This window comes from Psychrobacter sp. VH5 (assembly GCF_050572635.1).
GTDB classification, from domain to species: Bacteria; Pseudomonadota; Gammaproteobacteria; order Pseudomonadales; family Moraxellaceae; genus Psychrobacter; species Psychrobacter celer.
Genome location: NZ_CP192145.1, coordinates 668,988 through 688,188 on the forward strand (window position 1 = coordinate 668,988; position 19,201 = coordinate 688,188).

Consider the following 19,201-nt stretch of genomic DNA (forward strand, 5'->3'; position numbering starts at 1 on the left):
CTACCATTAACGATAGCCACTACCTAGGACATTATTATGTTTAAAGATATTTCTATCAAAGAGTTTGATCCAGTACTTGCAGAAGCCATGGCCGCCGAAAGCGTGCGTCAAGAAAACCATATCGAGCTTATTGCCTCAGAAAACTACTGCTCACAAGCGGTTATGGAAGCACAAGGCACCGACCTAACCAACAAATACGCGGAAGGCTATCCAGGCAAGCGTTACTACGGCGGCTGTGAGCACGTCGATGTGATCGAGCAATTGGCCATCGACCGCGCAAAAGAGCTGTTTGGTGCAGAATACGTCAACGTCCAGCCGCACTCTGGTAGCCAAGCGAACTCTGCCGTATTTTTGGCTTTGCTAGAGGCCAATGACACCGTACTTGGCATGAGCCTAGACGCTGGTGGTCACTTGACTCACGGCGCGCACATCAACTTCTCAGGCCTGAACTACAACGCCGTACAGTATGGCCTCGTCGAAGGCACTGGTCTGATCGATTATGACCAAGTTGATGCTCTGGCTCGTGAGCACAAGCCAAAGATGATCATCGCAGGTTTTTCCGCGTATTCACAAGTCGTTGATTGGCAGCGTTTCCGTGATATCGCCGACGAAGTGGGCGCGTACTTGCTTGTCGATATGGCACACGTGGCGGGTCTGGTCGCAGGCGGCGTTTACCCAAGCCCAGTACCCTTTGCCGATGTGGTCACCACCACCACGCACAAGACCCTACGTGGCCCGCGCTCAGGTATGATCTTGGCGCGTGATGAGAAGCTGGCGAAAAAGCTAAACTCTGCTGTCTTTCCAGGCAACCAAGGTGGCCCGCTCATGCACGTCATCGCGGCAAAAGCGGTTTGCTTTAAAGAAGCATTAGAAGACAACTTTAAAACCTATCAGCAGCAAGTGGTCAAAAACGCCCAAGCGATGGCAAAAGTCATCCAAGAGCGCGGCTATGAAATCATCTCTGGCGGTACTGAAAACCACTTGATGCTCATAAGCCTCGTCAAGCAAGAAATGACGGGTAAAGAAGCGGACAAATGGCTTGGTGATGCCCACATTACTGTGAACAAAAACGCCGTACCAAACGATCCAAAATCGCCATTTGTTACCTCTGGTATCCGTATCGGTACGCCAGCGATTACCACGCGCGGCTTTAACGAAGCACAAGCAGGCGAGTTGGCAGGCTGGATCTGTGACGTACTAGACAGCCGCGGTGACGAAAAAGTCGCTGCTGAAGTACGCGGCAAAGTAGAAGCTATCTGTAAAGAGTTACCAGTTTACGAAAAAAACCAGTAATTTTCGATTGCTTGATTTTTACAGTTAGGTTGAAAAAAACCGCTTAGCTTAATGGCTAGGCGGTTTTTTATTGCGCGGACGTTTAGATTTATAACAATTTTAATTTGAACTTACTATAACGGCTAATCGGTTTTGTGTCATTAGAAGCTGCGTAACGATAGGGTTAGGTACTGTTAGCGCTCTGCTTTTTTTATATTAAACGCCCAAAAAAGCCCCGATTATAAAAATAATCGAGGCTTATGAAGCGCAGTTCAGGTTAACTTTTGATTAAATAGCTTACATAAACGGCAGTTTGATAAATATCTGTAATATCGTGGCGTTGACGATATCGACAAAGAACGCCCCAACCATCGGCACAATCAAAAACGCTTTTGGCGAAGGCAAGTAACGATCAGTGACCGCCTGCATGTTGGCAATCGCCGTCGGCGTCGCACCCATACCAAACCCACAGTGCCCTGCTGATAACACCGCCGCATCATAGTCTTTGCCCATGACCTTAAAGGTAATCAGGTAAACATAGATGATCATAATAGCGGTCTGCACCAATAGGATGACCAGCACAGGGCCTGCCAGATCAGTCAGCTGCCATAGCTTGAGAGACAGTAGCGCCATGGCCAAAAACAAGCTCAAAGAGGCGTTACCAAACACATCGATTGAGCGATCAAACATATCGAAGTTAAATAAAGTGGTGAGCACATTACGAATGATAACACCGCCTGCCAGCGCCCAAACGAAGGTAGGTAGCTCAAACCAAGTGTCGGCGGCCAGCAGCGTCATCACATCGGCAAACGCCAAAGCGGCGGCAAATAGTGCCAACGTCTCAATGGTCGAGGAGGCGGTGATAAAACGCATACTGTCAGGTCTTTCAAAGATTTCTTTGTTGCTATGGGCAGAGTCTTCATCATGTTTGGTGCTATATAGCGATTGCGCCCCAGCGACTTTTTCGATATCACTAGGGTTGGGATTAGCAGGGGTTGGCTTGAGACCAAGCCGCCGAATCAGGCGGCGCGCCACAGGGCCACCGATGATACCGCCTGCGACCAGACCATAAGTGGCTACTGCGATACCAAGTGTGGTCGCACCCACCACGCCATAGTCTTCTTCTAAAGTAATGCCCCAAGCGCCTGCGGTGCCATGTCCGCCCGTCAGAGCGATGGAACCTGTCACTAGCCCAAGCAGAGGATCGAGTCCTAACATGCTGGCCATAGCGACGCCCACGATGTCTTGTAGCACGATAAACACCGACACCACGATCGTAAAAATCAGCAGCGGCGTGCCACCAGCTTTTAGGCGACTAAAGTCAGCACTGAGACCGATGGAGGCAAAAAACATCAGCATGGTCGCAGTTTGGAGCCCCTGATGAAAGTTGAAGCTATAGCCCCACACCGTATTGAGAATATAGACCACGATTGCCGCGACCAAGCCGCCAGCCACTGGTTCTGGAATATTAAAATCTTCTAAGAATTTAATCCTTTTGACCAAAAAGCGCCCCATTAGCAGCACTAAAGTGGCCAGTATCAGCGTGTAATAGCCGTTTAAGGTAATTTCCATACGTTAATCCTTTCTATAAAAATAAATTAACCTGAATTCGGGATAAATATGGCTTTATCTCGAATTCAGGTTTGGTGATGATTTTTGGTTAAGCGGAGTATGTCGGCGGTGTTATGACCCACAGTTGCGGCTTGCCAAACTCTTTATAGGCGTCCTCAATGATGCGTTGAAACATCGTAAAGTCTTTAGTCGTTATGTTGGTTACCATCGTCAAGTCCAGCACAAGCTTGGTCACATCGCTGTCGGTCAAGCAGTCCCAAGCGCTGTCCCAGTTGTACGAAAAATAACTGGGAAAATGGCACACTGCTGCCAGACTGCTTAGCAACGTGTGCTTGTTGAGTACGTCAGCGATAGGGATGACAGTTGCCTGCTGTAGCGCGTTATCGTGCTCGGTGCTGTCAGGATTGACATAATAAATGGCTTGGCTCATGTTATTTTACTTCCAGTTTATGAAAGCTATCGTAGTGATCCACGGTCAGATAGTAGATGGTGGGCGGATGACCGCCTGTGACGATACGCCTAGCACTGCGGTGCGATACGCCGGGTGTGGGCACAGTGTACTCACGGTAATAGCCTTGTGTCTGTATCGGTAGCCTGCCTTCACGGTTATAAAAAGTCGAGCCGTCTTTATGCGGGTAAGGAAATGGCCCGCCTTGTCGAATCAGCGCGATGGTATGATCTATTTGCGCGTCACCGGTGATAGGGCTGGCGCTGTTAGCCGGCCGCGATAGGGCAGCCGAGTCGATACTCGGATCAGGCTCGGCACTATCGCGATACTCGGCGACCGCACCACCCTCAGTGTGATCGACCAATGCCCCAGTATTTATATCAGCATTTATATCAGCGAAAAAATAAATCGCCGCGACAATCAGAGACAACACACCAAATAACGTGGCACGTGGGCTGTTATTGTTTTGCTTGCCGCTTTGCATAAGGGCATCGTCCTTTAGGTCGTTGGAAGACATTGACTACTCATCACATGATGGGACTACTTATCACATGATTGCTGATCTCAGCAAAGCCTATCGCATGATGGTTTGCGCCACAACCGATACGGACGTGAGCAAAACGTTATCAAAGGGTGGGTTTATATCGTAAGCTCGGCTCAAAATCAACACCTTGCTCATGGCAGATATCAAGGTAATAACGCGGTAAGAGTATGCTAGGGCGTGTCCTCAACTCAATCGATAGCCATCTAATTGGGCTAAAAATGGCTAAATCTGGCCAAACGGTGTCAAATAGCTGACTAGGGCGTGTTGAACATTCGACCATGGCACTGACAGCGACTATTTTTTAGGCGATTCGATGTTAAAAATAATAAGTTTAGTCGCTCTAAGCGCTTATTTTTAACGATGAAGCGGCAAAAAAGAGTCCTGTCCCCTGCTTTTATCGTTGGGTCTGATGCTAAAATTGCCCCATACTGCGTTACAAATCTCGCTAAGGCATCTGCATTATCGTCGCTTTGTGCCTTGTCTGGAACAATTTTAGCGATCAGCAGTGCCTATTTGCGAATATTCAACACGCCCTAATATCTCAATATTACTTGCGCTATCTTCCTTGTTTGACGGCAATTTATCTCATTTTTGTCGCCATTTTTAAAATGAGGACACGGCCTAGATAGATAAAAGTTATTTTTTGTTTGCTACCCCTGGCTGCTGAACACCACACAGCAGCAATTTAATAAAAAACGCCAGCAACTTAGCTGACGTTTTTGGTGGATTATACGTGAAGTTAGGCGATGGATGATAGGTTTGCGTCCAATTCGCCTTTGATAAGTGGTCGATAAATATGTGATAAGTTACGCGCGCGTCTCGCCGTGACCATAGACGATCCATTTTTGTGAGGTCAGACCTTCGAGCCCTACAGGGCCGCGCGCGTGGATTTTGTCGGTTGAGATACCAATCTCAGCACCCAAGCCATACTCAAAACCATCGGCAAAACGGCTAGAAGCATTGATCATCACACTGGCCGAATCAACCTCACGGATAAAGCGCTGCGACTTGGTATAGTTGTCGGTGATGATAACGTCGGTATGATGGCTGCCATGGGTGTTGATATGTTCAATGGCCTCGTCGATACCAGATACCACCTTAACCGCCAAGATAGGGGCCAGATACTCGGTATCCCAGTCCTCGCTAGTGGCTGCTGATAGATGACCTTGCAAGGTCGCATTGTCATTTAAGATGGCTTGTGCCTTATTATCAAGGCGCAGTTGCATGGCGTCATCCGCTTTTATGATGGCTTCGGCAATCTTTGGCAACAGCTCACTTGCGACATGCTCATCGACCAATAGTGTCTCCATGGTATTACAGGTGCCATAACGGTGGGTCTTGGCATTGACACTGACTTTAATCGCCGTTTCGGCATCGGCATCGCTATCGATAAAGGTATGGCAGTTACCATCTAAGTGCTTGATGACCGGTACTTTGGCATCGCGGCTGATGCGCTCGATCAAGCCTTTGCCGCCGCGAGGTACGATGACATCGACGTAGTCTGTCATGGTGATCAGCTCACCGACTGCTGCGCGATCCGTCGTTTGTAAGACCTGCACGCTGTGCTCGGATAGGCCGACCTTTTTTAGTCCTTGTAGGATACATTTGGCCAGTGCTTGATTGGACTCAAAAGCTTCAGAGCCACCGCGCAAGATGATGGCGTTACCTGATTTTAGCGCCAAAGAGGCGGCTTCTAAGGTGACGTTGGGGCGCGACTCATAAATCATACCGACCACACCGAGGGGGACGCGCATTTTGCCTAAATGAATACCAGAGGGGCGGTAGGTCATGTCAGTGACCTCACCGATAGGGTCAGGCAAGGCCGCCACGTCTTTGAGGCCTTGTAACATACCATCGAAGCGCGCGTCGTTTAGCTCAAGGCGATCTAGTAGCGCGGTGTCCAAGTCGTTTTTTTGACCCTTGTCCATATCGATTTTGTTGGCGGCCAAGATGTCTGATTTGGCGTTTTTTAGTGCGTCATGAATCGCCATCAGCGCCGCGTTTTTATCGCCAGTATTGGCTGCCGCGAGGGCGCGTGAGGCGGCGCGCGCTTGCTTGCCGACCGTTTGCATATAAGCAGTAACGTCTGTGGTAGTGGTTTGAGTCATAAATATGTCCTTATGGTTATCAGTGTCTGACAGGGCGATCAATGCCATAAATAATAAAAGCGCCTAGCAAGGCAAAAGTTTAACAAATATAGAAGATTAAATGCTCAGATGGCATTGTGCTATTTAACATAGAGGAGATTGCGTCGATAGTAAAGACGATTTTGTGAACAGCGCCCGCTTGACCGCATCTATTTGTCGACTTTCAGCGGTGTGTCAGGGGCGGTTACATGACAGTTACCTGTTTTTAACACAATTGTGCTGTAACTACTAAGGTAGTCAAATGACATCGTTAGTATAGTGAAGGGTCAAGTAGGGGGCAGCCGAACGCCCATGCTCCTGTTAAATGAATCAATACACTCTGTATTAATGAGGAAGAATGACATGGCTATGCTCTATAAAATGGACAAAAACTGGCTAACTATTGGATTGGTGGCGGCCGCCTTGACACTCAGCGCTTGTGGCAAAAAAGACGATGCGCCGATGGAGACCGAGCCTGCTGTCGACGCACAAACCACAGTAGAGACCGAGGCGACGGGTGTTGCGACTGCAGAGTCTTCTGATGATGTGGCAGTGGCAAGTGCTGATACCAGTGTCGATGACGCAATGGCGGTAGGTGACAATGATGATGTCGCGGTGGCAACTGCTGATGATGCCGAAGTGCTGGATGGTACAGAGAGCTCAGAGCACATCTCGACTTATTAATCGGTCTGACTAGACAAGATAGTTAGATAAGATGATTAGATGATAGGTGGTGCCTGATGTTTTTTACAGATAAGTAGGCATCAAAACAAGTAGGCGTCAAAGGCGATAAGATAACAGCACGCCAAGCTTGCTAAAGTGATAAAATAGCGCCCAGTGCTGTCGATGCAGACTGGGCTTTTTTTATGTGGGTAAAGGGCGGCCAACGTGGTATACGGGCCAAACGCCTAGGTACCTGACATAGATAACATTTGCCTTTTTGCTGCGGAATAAGAGACAATGGCACATTTTTATTCGTGTTTTCACTCATATTTATTGGAAGTCTGCTAAACCATGCTTGATACTGCAAAAAATCCGACTCGGCCTATCGCCTTAGATTTACAAGATATCCATAAAAGCTACGGCTCATTAGCAGTGCTAAAAGGGGTGTCGCTCACCGCCTATGATGGTGATGTTATCTCGATTTTGGGTTCGTCCGGCTCAGGCAAGTCTACGTTGCTGCGCTGTATTAACCTATTAGAGAAGCCCAATCAAGGTCGTATATTCATCGGTGATGAAGAGCTGATGCTAAAGCCTGCCAAATCAGGCGAGCTACAAGCGGCAGATATCAAGCAGTTAGAAAGCTTGCGCGCGCGCGTGGGTTTTGTCTTTCAAAACTTTAACTTGTGGCCGCACAAGACCATTTTGCAAAACATCATCGAAGGCCCGACGCAGGTCCTAAAAATCAAAAAAGACCAAGCCATCAGTGATGCCGAAAAACTGCTCGACAAAGTAGGGCTGCTTGACAAAAAAGACGCCTATCCGGCCAATCTCTCTGGTGGTCAGCGTCAGCGTGTCGCCATCGCCCGCGCGCTTGCCATGCAGCCGCAAGTACTGCTATTTGATGAGCCGACCTCGGCGCTCGATCCTGAGTTGGTCAATGAGGTGCTGGCGGTGATGCGCGAGCTGGCAGAAGAAGGGCGTACCATGCTCATTGTCACTCACGAAATGCGCTTTGCTCGTGAAGTCTCAAGTAAGGTGGTGTTTTTACACCAAGGCGTCATTGAGGAAATCGGAACGCCTGAGCAAGTATTTGACAATCCTACCTCTGAGCGCGTTAAGGACTTTATGTCCTCTCACCGCCAAAACTAGCCACATGGCTGCTATGCACTGTATTACAAAACTAAGATAGCATTAAAAAATTAGGACAGCGCGGCCGTTGCTGTCCTAAAGCGAGTTAACTAATTAACTAAGCCTGAAAATCACCTCTATAATAAAATCTAACGCTTGGTTATGATTTTTAGTCATGGCTATGTGGTCATTAACATTGATGGTTTATTACCCAACAATAACAGTCCGTATGTAAAACGTTTGTTTTTGATATTTTACTCAGGTATTATCAGAAGGTTTATAGGCGGCCGTGTATGACGGCTGTCTGTCTATTCTGCTATCTATATTGCTTGTCTGGCAGGGACGTCAGAGAACAAAATATCAGAACCCTATATCAAAAACTCATCAGAATTTAAGGAATGTATGATGTCGAATTCTCGCCTATTGTGGTCGTCGATGACCGTTACTGCAGCGCTCATGCTGAGCGCTTGTAGCCAACCAGCCAATGAAACTGCTGATACCAATGCCGATGCACCGGCAGCAGAAACCGCTGGCAAGACCATTCGTATCGCTACCGAGGGCGCTTACCCTCCTTTTAACTATACCAATGCCGATGGCAGCTTGGGCGGGTTTGATATCGATGTGGCCAATGCGCTATGCGAGCAAATGCAGGCGGATTGTGAAATCGTCGCTCAAGAATGGGACGGTATTATCCCGGGGCTATTGGCACAAAAATACGATGCGGTAATCGCAGGTATGTCTATCACCGCTGAGCGTCAAGAAAAAGTAGACTTTAGCGAGCCATACTTTGCCAATACCATGGTTTGGCTGACCAAAACCGATGGTAGCTTTGATCCGACCTCGATCAAAAACCTCACGCTCGGTGGTCAGCGCTCGACCACGCCTGGCGCTTATCTACAAGATAACTACGAAGGCAAAGACGGCAACACCGTGCAGTTGTACGACAATTACGACAACGCTTATTTGGACCTAAAATCAGGCCGTAGCGATGCGGTATTGGCCGAAAAAGTCTCAGCCAAATCTTGGCTGGCAGACAATACCGAAGGCTTTGGTATTGTAGGCGATGAAATTGACAATGACGATAATATTGCCATTGCCGTGCGCAAAGGCGACTCACTCAAAGAAGACTTTAACAAAGCCCTGAGCGAAATCCGTAGCAACGGTGAATTGGCGCGTCTTGAGCAGATGAATTTTGATCAATAAGCTGTCGGGCGTGTCAGCAAACGAATACTGACCCGCCTTATAAACAAACAGTAATCCATAAGTCATGAGTGACAAACGGCTGGTAAATATATTAAGGAATAACCCTATGACAATTTCAATGACTCGCTCTATGAGCAAAAAAGCCCTTTGGCTTGCGCCACTAAGCGCGGCCATGCTAATGCTGGCAGGCTGTAACAATAGCTCGACACCAGCAGACAGCGCCGAGGCAGATGCAGCAGACGCCCCGTTAAACATCAAAATCGCTACCGAATCGAGCTACAAGCCTTTTAGTTATACCGACGCTGATGGCAAACTGATCGGCTATGAGATTGAGCTGGTCGATGCCTTATGTGCGCAAATGAAAGCAGAATGTGAGGTCATCTCACAAGACTGGGATGGCTTGATCCCAGGTCTTAATGCACAAAAATTTGATGCCGCCATCGCGGGTATGTCCATCACCCCTGAGCGTAAAGAAGTGGTGGATTTTAGTGACCCTTACTTCCATAGCGGTATCATCTTGATCGGTAAAAAAGGCGATGACCTCGCTATCGATTCGCTCAAAGGCCAGCCGATTGCGTCTCAGCGCTCAACTGTTGCTTCACAGTATCTACAAGATGAGCACAGCGATGCGGATATCAAACTCTATGACACACAAGACAACGCGTATCTAGACCTTACCTCAGGTCGCGTGCGCGGTATGATGTCTGATAAAGTGACAGGTATTGACTGGCTAAAAACAGAAGCTGGACAAAACTACGAAGTTAAAGGCAATGAGATCAGCAGCAACGATGATGCGATGGGTATTGCTTTTCGTAAAGGCGATCCGCTAGTATCGAAGTTTAACAAAGCCTTGTCTGAGCTAAAAGCCAATGGCACCTACGATCAAATCACGGGCAGCTATTTTGGCACCAGCTCAACCGCCGCTGCGCAAAAAGCCGTCGCCACAGAAGGTGTGGAAGAAGTGCTGGTCGTTGATGATGGCGATGTCGATGCCAATGCGGTCATCGCTGACCAAGAGCAAGCAGAAGCCGCAACGAACTAATCTTACCGCTCATCGCTATTTGGGCGCATAGGGTCATCTCTGTGACTACTGGCGTAGGGTAGCGATGGGTATTGTTTTTATCACAACTCTCAAGGATGATCATGAATAATCGTTTTGACCACCGCCGCGCCGTCGCTACTGTACCTGCCAAAAGCCCTATTAGCGTGCGACGTTGTTTAGCACCGTTTGTCGCGATAAGTGCGCTTGTTACGTTGGTCGGTTGTGGTACTGGTCAAAACGAAACCGCCTCTGATGACTCTCAAGACACAGCCGCCGCTGCTGCGGCAGGTGAAGTGCTGCGTATCGGTACCGAAGGTGCTTATGCGCCGTTCAACTATACCAATGCTGATGGCAGTCTTGGCGGGTTTGATGTGGATATCGCCAATGCCATCTGCGCTGACATGCAGATGACGTGTGAGATCATGGCGCAAGACTGGGATGGCATCATTCCAGGACTCAAGGCGGGTAAGTACGATGCCATCGTCGCGGCGATGTCGGTCACGCCTGAGCGCGCCAAGCAGGTGGCATTTACCGAGCCATACTTTAGTAATGCGCTGGTGTTTTTGGCCAAAAAGGACAGCAGCTTTGATCCTACCAATAGCAGCGACATCAATGCGCACTCTATCGCCGCTCAGCGCTCGACCATCTCATCGCAGTGGCTGGAGAACGCCTATCCAAAGGCCGATATCAAGCTGTATGATACCTTGAGTAATGCCTTTTTGGATTTGGGCTCAGATCGCGTCGATGCCATGATCTCTGATAAACTGCCAGCACTAGAGTGGCTCGGCTCGCCATCAGGCAGCAATTATGCGCTCAAAGGCGAGGAGATCGATATCAATGATAACTTTGCGATTGCCGTGCGTCCTAACGATGAAGCATTGCAAGCCAAAATCAATCAGTCGCTGGCCAATCTCAAGGCCAATGGCACTTATGATAAAATCAATGAAAAATACTTTGCCATGCCTACCAGTGCAGCGGCAACGCCAGCAGCAGATGACGCAGCGCAGTAAGCTTGGCGCCCCGTGTTTGGTAAAATCACAGGTCTGCTGAGATATTCTATGGCGTGGTTGTCTTTACAAGGTCATTATAAGGTCATTAGCTATTAATTAGTCAGTACAAGGACATTGCCATTGGATTGCCAGTGGCGGTGTCTTTTTTGTTTTGGGCTGACCGGTGCGTGATGGCTGCACAGAAAGGTCGACTTTTATCAAATCTATCTGATTTGTTTGCTATTTATCCTGATAAGTGTCTATTTAGGCAACGCTTTTACGTCTTAGTATTAACATAGCGGCGAGCGAATATGATAAAATCAGCGCTCATTTCTACTGTGTCAATTACCGTCGCCATAGTCGTATGAATATCACGTCACTCTATGACGCAAAAAACCGCCCGTCTATGCAGTTTTTTATACGACTATCAGCCGCGCTCAGCTATTGATGCTGATTCTTTTAACTCATATTTTGCAACTTGCTAATATAAAGAGACTGAGTGGATAATTGTGTTTGATTTACAAGGATTTGGCGCGCTTTTATTAAGCGGCGCTACCGTCACCATAAAGCTTGCGTTGACTAGCCTAGTCATCGGCATGGCTTTGGGCTTGCTCGGCGCGACAGCAAAGATGTCCAATATCTGGGTGCTGCGTAAGCTGGCGACTGTCTATACTGCCACGATGCGCGGCATACCTGAGCTGTTGTTGGTGCTGTTTATTTATTATGGCGGCTCCATACTGCTGATGAGCATCCTCAAAAAATTCGGCTATAACGATTATATCGAGATTAGCGCGTTTTGGGGCGGGGTCATGGCGCTCTCGATTGCTTTTGGTGCTTATGCGACCGAAATCTTTCGCATGTCGATTCAAGAGATTCCAGTCGGGCAACGCGAGGCCGCGCAAGCGATTGGTATGCGTCCGCTGCAGATTTTCTATCGTATCACCTTGCCGCAAGTGTGGCAGATTGCCTTGCCAGGTTTGGGCAATTTGTTTTTGGTACTGCTCAAAGACACAGCGCTGGTCTCGGTTGTGGGCCTTAAGGACATCATGTATCAGTCCTCGCGGGCTGCGCAATCGACTCAGCAGCCATTTACGTTTTATATGGCGGCGGCCATTATTTATTTGGGTCTGACCATGTTGATTACCGGTTTTATGATGTGGCTTGAGTGGCGTGCCAATCCAGCGGCGCGCTACGCCAAAAAAATCAGCCGTCAGTCAACACAACGTCAATCGACCATAGGGTAGAGGAGAGAGACTATGGATTGGAATTGGCAGGTCATCTTTGACCATATCCCTGATTTGATGGGTGGTGCGGTGCTGACCGTACAGCTGGTGGTGATATCAGGTATCATCGGATTGTTTTTTGGTCTGATTTTAGCGCTGCTACGCCTATCGAAAAATTGGGCAGTACAGATATTACCGTTTTTATATATTTTCTTTTTCCGTGGTACGCCGCTGCTGGTACAGATATTTTTGATTTATTATGGTCTGGGTCAGTTTGAGGCGGTGCGCGACTCGTTTTTATGGGAGCCGGTGCTTAGTCAAGCTTACTGGTGTGCGATCATCGCCTTCACTATGAACACCAGTGCGTATTTGGCAGAGATCATTCGCGGTGCGATTCAGGCCATTCCCGTAGGCGAGCTAGAAGCTGCGGATGCGCTGGGTATGTCGAAGTGGCAAAAGCTGACCCGCGTGACACTGCCGCGCGCCTTTGGTATCGTCATCCCTGCTTATAGTAATGAAGTCATCTTTATGCTAAAGGGTAGTGCGCTGGCCTCGACCATCGCTTTGATGGACATCACAGGGGTGGCGCGGACGATCAGTGCGCGAACCTATACCTTGATGGAGCTGTTTTTTGCAGCAGGTGTCATTTATCTGCTATTGACGTGGGTGATCTTGTTTAGTTTTAGAATGTTTGAAAAACGTATGAATCGCCATGCCAGCTATGTACCACCCGATGTGGTGACCAATACCATCCCTTAAGGATATCAGTCAGCATCGCCACTTTTGATGTTTGTGAATAACTTGCTATGAGAGCCGAGTATGAGTCAATCGCCCCATATGTCGCTGGTCAATGCCATCGCCGCCAATGCCAATAATGATGAGAGCATGACCGATGCCAATCAAAGCTTGCGTGCGCCGATTGGTAAAGTGGTTTGTGTCGGTCGTAATTACGCCGCGCACGCTCGCGAGCTGGGCAATGAGGTACCTACCTCGCCGATGCTGTTTATGAAGCCCGCCTCTTCGGTGGTGTCTATCCGCCAAGGCGTGGTCCGTCCAGATCCGGCAGTATTTGGCGACACGCACTATGAGACTGAGCTGTGTATCCAGCTGGCAACGGACTTATCTGCTGCGACGATGGAGGAAGCAGCGCAAGCCATCGGTGCGGTGACGGTGGGGCTGGATCTGACTTTGCGCGATTTGCAGTCTGAGCTAAAAGCAAAAGGCCATCCATGGGAGCGAGCCAAATGCTTCGATGGCGCTTGTGTGCTGGCTGACTGGCTCGATCCCCAAGCGTTTGGCGACTTTCGCAATGTCGCCTATCAGCTGTATATCAATGATAGCCTCAAGCAAGACGGCGATACTGCTTTGATGCTGTTTCCGGTATATGAGCTGCTGGTCAATATCAGTCATGCCTTTAGCTTACAGGCAGGCGATGTGATTATGACGGGTACGCCAAGTGGTGTTGGGGCGTTACATGCTGGTGATACGCTGACCCTAAAGCTTGGCGCGCATGAGTGGCAGGCAGAAGTACACTAGGATATTGCTTAGCTAGTGCGTACTTTATCTAATAAGATTGTCTAAAAAATCCCAAGTGACCGCTTGGGATTTTTTTATTGGCGCTGTTTTTTATGAACATGACTTTTGTGGGAGTGTTTTAGGAAGCTATTTGATGAGCATGGTTGACGCTTATCTCTGTAACAATCTGGCAGCCTTTGGTGGGTCGCTGAGTGATAGATTTAGCAGTTATTGTCAACGTACTGTCATAAATGCTCGGTAGACTTGAGCGTAACTTATATCGTTGTGGTGGATTTGATAAAGCCGCAACCCACCCTTTACGCCACTCTAGCCAAATAGCAAGGTGACTGAACATGACGTTATTGAACAAACCGCTCGCTCATGAAGCCGTAGAAGACTCAAACACGAGCAATAATATTGAATTTCAAACCATCATCAACCGCCGTATGCATCGTCGCCATATCTTAAAAGGCGGTACAGGGCTGACGGCGGCGGCGTTTTTTGGGGCGCTGCCTTTGGTTGGCTGTAGTGACGACGATGACAACAGCCCATCTCGCCTGCCCAGCGACGATGACCAAGCCGCCATCCCAGCACAAGGGAGTCTCAAACGTCCCGATACCCTAAAATTCACTGCAGTGGCGCATTCGACAGCCGATACCATGAGTGTGGCGGAAGGCTATCAGGCAGAGATGATATTGCCACTAGGGACACCGCTGATGTCTGGTATCGCCGACTGGAAGGACAACCGTGAGCAGTCCGCTGAGTCGTTTGAGTGGCGTATGGGCGACAACCATGATGGCATGTGGTTTTTTGGCAAAAAAGGCAATGCCTATGATGCCAAAGCCTCTAAAAACGGCCTGCTGGTCATGAACCATGAGTATGTCAATAGCAGCGAGCTTAGCCCATTTGGTTATCATGTCATCGCGGATAACAATGCGGCACCCATTTATCAAAACCGTCGTCTGGCCAGTGATGTGCGCCGCGAGGTCAACTGCCACGGGGTCGCTGTCGTTGAGATGACGCGCCGTGCCGATGGCATGGGTTATGAGATGGTCAAGGATTCAAAATACAATCGCCGTATCACTAGCAGTACGCCCGCCCAGCTGACGGGTCCTGTGGCAGGCTCTGATTTGGTCAAGACAAAGTTTGATCCAACAGGGTTGCAGACGCGCGGCATTAACAACAATTGCGGCGCAGGACTGTCGCCGTGGGGTACCTATCTGACGACAGAAGAAAATTTCTTGGGCGTATTTGCGCGTGGTCAAGACGCCGAGCAGCTAAGCACAAGTCATAACTACGGGCGTGAGCGCTATGGGGCCAGCGAAAACTTCTCTGGCTGGGAGTATCTGTGGCATACGCCTTATGCCAAAGATGAAATCATAGCTGATGAGTTTGCCCGCTGGGATATGACCGCGACAGGTACTGATGCTACTGAGGATTATCGCAATGGCTTTAATACCTTTGGTTACATCACCGAAATCGATCCTTTTGATCGGAACTCAGCACCGCAAAAACGCACGGCACTCGGTCGTTTTGCACACGAAAACTGTGCGTATGCGCCCGTCGAGTCAGGTAAACCTGTGGTGTTTTATATGGGGGATGATGCGCGCGGCGAGTATATTTATAAGTTTGTCTCAAAGGCGCTATGGTCCAATGCAGATATCGGCGGCGGCCTAAAAGCTGGCGACAAATACCTAAATGAAGGCACGCTGTATGTGGCGGTGTTTCACGAAGATGGTCGCGGCGAGTGGCGGCCACTGGTCCATGGACAAAATGGACTTGATGCGAGCAATGCTGAGCTGCCCTTTGCTGGGCAAGATGAGGTGTTGGTCTTTGCGCGCGCTGCCGCCGATGCCTTGGGTGCGACTAAGATGGATCGACCAGAGTGGGTGTCGGTGAGCCCCATGACAGGCGAGGTGTATGTGACCTTGACCAACAACAAATATCGCGGCGAGCGTGAGGATCAGCCTCTCTCAGCAGCCAACCCGCGCAGCTACGAAGTGGGTGGCAAATCCCGCGGAAATGATAATGGTCATATCATTCGCTGGGCCGAAGCAGGCGGTGACCATGCAGCGACAAGCTTTGAGTGGGATATATACTTGTTTGCCGCGCCCAGTGAGCTGGCGGCAGAGAATTTATCGCAATTAAACAAAAACAATGACTTGTCATCGCCTGATGGCCTGTACTTTGATCCGCGCGGGGTATTATGGATTCAGACCGATGATGGCGCGTATACCGATACCAGCAGTTGTATGCTATTGGCCGCGTTGCCTGGTCAAGTCAGCGATGGCACGCTGATCACCACATCTGCAGGCCAGCAAACCCGTGTCGGAATGCCCGCCCGTGATGACAATATCAAACGTTTTTTTGTCGGTCCTGAAGGCTGTGAGGTGACAGGCATCACTATGACGCCAGATTTTAAAACGTTATTTATCAACATTCAGCATCCTGGCAACACATGGGGCGCGGTGGCTGGAGGTAGTACGCCGCGCTCGGCCACCGTGATGATTACTCGCGAAGATGGCGATGTCATATTGGCAGAATCATTTACTTAGAGCGCTTGGATGACTCGGCTACGATAGTGAAATGGCTGAAATAGTGAACGGCTGCGATGGTAAAGCGGCGGCACGGTGATTACAGATACGGATAGTGATGTTAGCTAAAACCGCAAGCGCTGGCTTGGGGTTTTTTTTCTGTGAGTAGCGGCAGATGTCACGACGTTTTATCGTAAAGTGGCTACCGGTTACATCATTTTTTTCTATTGCAAGCGTTTACAGGCTAGTATATAAATATCTTTTGACCCAATGTGTCCATTTCATAAACGCACTAACGAGTAACACTATGGACAGTGTAGAGATTATTTATAAAGACAGCATGAGGCCTGATAGCTCAGATGAAGCAGGTCATGAGCTGGCCGCGCATTTTGCCTCAGAGACTGCCGCCACAGAGCACACAGTAGCGCCGCATAGCGACCTGTATGAGCAAATCGATCAGCTAGCCGCCATCGATATCGACGAAATCATCAAACTGCAAGCCGATGATGCCAATGCCGTGACGACACATCCTGTGCTGTATGCCGATTTTTTTGAAGGGCTTGCGCAGCTGGCGACGATGGGCGTGGTGGAGGTGACAGAGATTGTGGAAGCCATTCACCGCGAGGTGATTTTACGCCCTTTGGGACGGTTTAATGAAAACCACCTTAACAATTGGCAACGGGGTATCACGGGGCGTATATATGGCACCATACGCCAAGTCATGCTACTGGTGGGCAACAATCTGGCCACGGTGCTGCGTATCTACAAAACCATGATGCGCCAAAAAAACACTCAGCCGTTGCCTGACACCCTAAAAAAACTAGTCAATGTGCTAAACGGCGTGATGGGTGATCATCTGGTCAATCATAAAAACGCGCTGGCCATACCGATGCAGCTCTATGATGGCAATGGTGATACGCAGTTAGCGACGCTCTCAGGGCGAGTGGTAATCTTATGTCATGGCTTATGTATGAGTCATCTCAGTTGGCAATCCGCAGAAGGCAATCATCTGGGGGAGGCCATCGCGCGCAGTCAGCCTGAAGCGACAGTGCTGTACCTTGATTATAATACGGGGCGGCGTATCTCGCGTAGTGGCCGCAAGCTGTGCCAGCTACTACAAGACTTGATCGAGCAGCATCCCAATATCAGTCAGATCGATCTGGTCGGTCACAGTATGGGCGGCTTGGTTGCTCGCAGTGCACTGTTTTATGGCGAGCAAGACCATCTGGCTTGGGTCAAGCGAGCCGGCAACCTCATCACTCTCGGCTCACCGCATCACGGCGCGGTGCTAGAGCGTATCGGTCATCATGTACAGGATATCATCGCCAAGCTGCCGTTTGCAGGCTCGCTTGCCAAGTTGGGCGAGATGCGCAGCGCGGGTATCATTGATCTGCGTCACGGTAGTATTCGCGATGCAGACTGGCGGGCGCTGGAGGTTCGTAGTGTGCTGCCGCAAGACTTTCGGCATCCTGCGCGCTTGCCAAGTGGTATCAAAACGTATTTTGTCGCCAGTGCATTGGTCGAGACCCATTATGACTCGAAGATGACACACCTGCTGGGCGATGGTCTAGTCTCTGTCGCCTCAGCGCTTGGAGAAGATGATGCCGAACATGCTTTGTTTGTCCCTGACGGGCATAAAGCACTGTTTTATGGCGTCAGTCATATGAATCTGATTCATAGTAGACGGGTGCGCGAGCAAGTAGTGGCGTGGCTATTAGCTAATGGCCGCAGTGACTACGCCGAGCAGCCGCGGATATATTCTTATCCCAAAAGTCTGGGACTGATGGTATAAAGGTAGGTTAGGCTAGATTGCCTTTGCTAAGCACAGCATCATAAAAAAAGGCCCTCACACTTTATGTTGAGGGCTTTTTATTGAGAGGTGTTTTACCAGATACCGCCTATTTAGCAAAGATAGCGGTCACATCGTCTTTATCAAACGGATAGATCTCACCGCAAAAACCGCAGTCCATCTCAAACGTCCCGCCTTGCTCTTCGACGATATCTAACGCTTCTGCTTCACCGATTTGCTCGATGGCTGTCTCGCACTTTTCGCGTGAGCAAGTACAGCCAAATGATAGCACCACAGGCTCAGGTGCCACGATGTTTTCTTCATGATACAAGCGGTATAAAATCTCGCTGGTATCGAGTGTGGTCAGCTCTTCTGCTTTTAGCGTACGCGTGAGGACGTTTAAGCGCGGCCATAGGTCATCATCGATGCCGGCGTCTTGGTTTTGCTCGACCTCAAAGGTTTCCTCAGCGGTACGTGGCAACATTTGTACCAAAATACCCCCAGCTTGTAGGCCGTCTGATGCTAAGTTGATCAGCGTTGGAATCTGCGCGGACTGCTTTTGATAGTGCGCTAAGCAGTCTGCCAAATTGTCATGACTACGCTCGACGATACCTTGATAAGAGTCGCCGCCGTCAGGCTGGATATTGATAAACAATATGCCTTGGCCCATCGCGCCAAGCTCCGCAAAAGCGTCTTTGGCTGTGGTCATGCTCTCCCACGCTTGTGTTTGCGCGTCGGTGTCGGCCTTCCAGCTGGCAAGCGCGCGGATGATGCCGTCTTGGTCACACTCTGCCATTGCCCAATTGAGCAGGCTCTCAGGGTCTGAGGACTGCAGCTGGATAGACAAACGACCGTTGATTTTGACAGTGCTGATCAGCAAGCTTGCCGCCGTCATCATCTCACCCAATAAGCGTTTAATCGCTTCAGGATAGGGTTTTTGGGCAATCGTGGTCGCATAGCTGCGCGATAGACGCACCACATCACCGCGTACAGGCGAGTCTTCAATAAAAAAGCGCTGGCGAATGTCGTTGTAACTGGTGGTTTGGGTGTCAGTATTTGGTGCTTGAGTATCTTGAGTCATAACTGGCTTATGTCATTGAGAAGTTGCTAACTTTATGGGGATTGTTGCGTATTTATCAATATTATCAATTAC

General features: G+C 49.3%; 16 protein-coding genes. 11 read left to right on the forward strand and 5 right to left on the reverse strand.

From position 1 onward, the window contains the following. Window positions 1–36: 36 nt before the first annotated feature. Window positions 37–1,293, forward strand: coding sequence for a serine hydroxymethyltransferase (gene glyA / locus ACNFVB_RS02880; RefSeq protein ID WP_075101749.1), 1,257 nt, complete (start codon window positions 37–39; stop codon window positions 1,291–1,293). Between the two features lie 276 nt (window positions 1,294–1,569). Here glyA and gltS read toward each other — a convergent pair whose 3' ends face one another. The 4 genes from gltS to ACNFVB_RS02900 all read right to left on the reverse strand — a co-directional run bounded on the left by gltS (window position 1,570) and on the right by ACNFVB_RS02900 (window position 5,944). Beyond that, window positions 1,570–2,844 (reverse strand): sodium/glutamate symporter, encoded by a 1,275-nt coding sequence (gltS, locus tag ACNFVB_RS02885; protein ID WP_430738036.1) that lies wholly within the window; start codon window positions 2,842–2,844, stop codon window positions 1,570–1,572. A gap of 88 nt (window positions 2,845–2,932) precedes the next feature. Then, window positions 2,933–3,274, reverse strand: coding sequence for a barstar family protein (locus ACNFVB_RS02890; protein ID WP_105244767.1), 342 nt, complete (start codon window positions 3,272–3,274; stop codon window positions 2,933–2,935). A 1-nt stretch (window position 3,275) separates the two neighbouring features. Beyond that, complete coding sequence (locus ACNFVB_RS02895; RefSeq protein ID WP_430738037.1) at window positions 3,276–3,809, reverse strand: ribonuclease domain-containing protein; 534 nt, start codon at window positions 3,807–3,809, stop codon at window positions 3,276–3,278. 833 nt (window positions 3,810–4,642) lie between these two features. Next, window positions 4,643–5,944 carry a glutamate-5-semialdehyde dehydrogenase gene (locus ACNFVB_RS02900; protein WP_430738038.1) on the reverse strand — a complete coding sequence of 434 codons (1,302 nt, stop codon included), beginning with the start codon at window positions 5,942–5,944 and terminating at the stop codon, window positions 4,643–4,645. Window positions 5,945–6,325: 381 nt separating this feature from the next. On the opposite strand from ACNFVB_RS02900, the gene ACNFVB_RS02905 reads away from it, so the two are divergent. The 10 genes from ACNFVB_RS02905 to ACNFVB_RS02950 all read left to right on the forward strand — a co-directional run bounded on the left by ACNFVB_RS02905 (window position 6,326) and on the right by ACNFVB_RS02950 (window position 18,051). Then, on the forward strand, window positions 6,326–6,646 hold the full coding sequence (locus ACNFVB_RS02905; RefSeq protein ID WP_192995886.1) for a hypothetical protein: 321 nt from the start codon (window positions 6,326–6,328) through the stop codon (window positions 6,644–6,646). Window positions 6,647–6,976: 330 nt separating this feature from the next. Continuing rightward, entirely contained in the window at window positions 6,977–7,774 is a 798-nt protein-coding gene (locus ACNFVB_RS02910) for an ABC transporter ATP-binding protein (protein ID WP_105244772.1), read from the forward strand. A gap of 381 nt (window positions 7,775–8,155) precedes the next feature. Further along, a complete protein-coding gene (locus ACNFVB_RS02915) occupies window positions 8,156–8,956 on the forward strand; it encodes a transporter substrate-binding domain-containing protein (RefSeq protein ID WP_430738039.1) in 801 nt (266 codons plus the stop codon). A gap of 106 nt (window positions 8,957–9,062) precedes the next feature. After that, a complete protein-coding gene (locus tag ACNFVB_RS02920) occupies window positions 9,063–9,998 on the forward strand; it encodes a transporter substrate-binding domain-containing protein (protein WP_430738040.1) in 936 nt (311 codons plus the stop codon). 101 nt (window positions 9,999–10,099) lie between these two features. After that, complete coding sequence (locus tag ACNFVB_RS02925; RefSeq protein WP_430738041.1) at window positions 10,100–11,008, forward strand: ABC transporter substrate-binding protein; 909 nt, start codon at window positions 10,100–10,102, stop codon at window positions 11,006–11,008. A gap of 488 nt (window positions 11,009–11,496) precedes the next feature. Then, a complete protein-coding gene (locus ACNFVB_RS02930) occupies window positions 11,497–12,231 on the forward strand; it encodes an ABC transporter permease (RefSeq protein ID WP_274633003.1) in 735 nt (244 codons plus the stop codon). Between the two features lie 12 nt (window positions 12,232–12,243). Further along, the gene (locus ACNFVB_RS02935; RefSeq protein WP_105244776.1) at window positions 12,244–12,969 is read left to right on the forward strand and encodes an ABC transporter permease; all 726 of its coding nucleotides are present in this window, start codon (window positions 12,244–12,246) and stop codon (window positions 12,967–12,969) included. 126 nt (window positions 12,970–13,095) lie between these two features. After that, the gene (locus tag ACNFVB_RS02940; protein ID WP_430738461.1) at window positions 13,096–13,746 is read left to right on the forward strand and encodes a fumarylacetoacetate hydrolase family protein; all 651 of its coding nucleotides are present in this window, start codon (window positions 13,096–13,098) and stop codon (window positions 13,744–13,746) included. A 332-nt stretch (window positions 13,747–14,078) separates the two neighbouring features. After that, window positions 14,079–16,280 carry a PhoX family protein gene (locus ACNFVB_RS02945; RefSeq protein ID WP_430738042.1) on the forward strand — a complete coding sequence of 734 codons (2,202 nt, stop codon included), beginning with the start codon at window positions 14,079–14,081 and terminating at the stop codon, window positions 16,278–16,280. 286 nt (window positions 16,281–16,566) lie between these two features. Next, window positions 16,567–18,051, forward strand: a complete 1,485-nt coding sequence (locus ACNFVB_RS02950) for an esterase/lipase family protein (protein ID WP_430738043.1) — start codon at window positions 16,567–16,569, stop codon at window positions 18,049–18,051. A gap of 106 nt (window positions 18,052–18,157) precedes the next feature. Here the strand turns inward: ACNFVB_RS02950 and ACNFVB_RS02955 are convergent, their stop codons facing one another. Then, on the reverse strand, window positions 18,158–19,129 hold the full coding sequence (locus ACNFVB_RS02955; protein ID WP_430738044.1) for an Hsp33 family molecular chaperone HslO: 972 nt from the start codon (window positions 19,127–19,129) through the stop codon (window positions 18,158–18,160). Window positions 19,130–19,201: the final 72 nt, after the last annotated feature.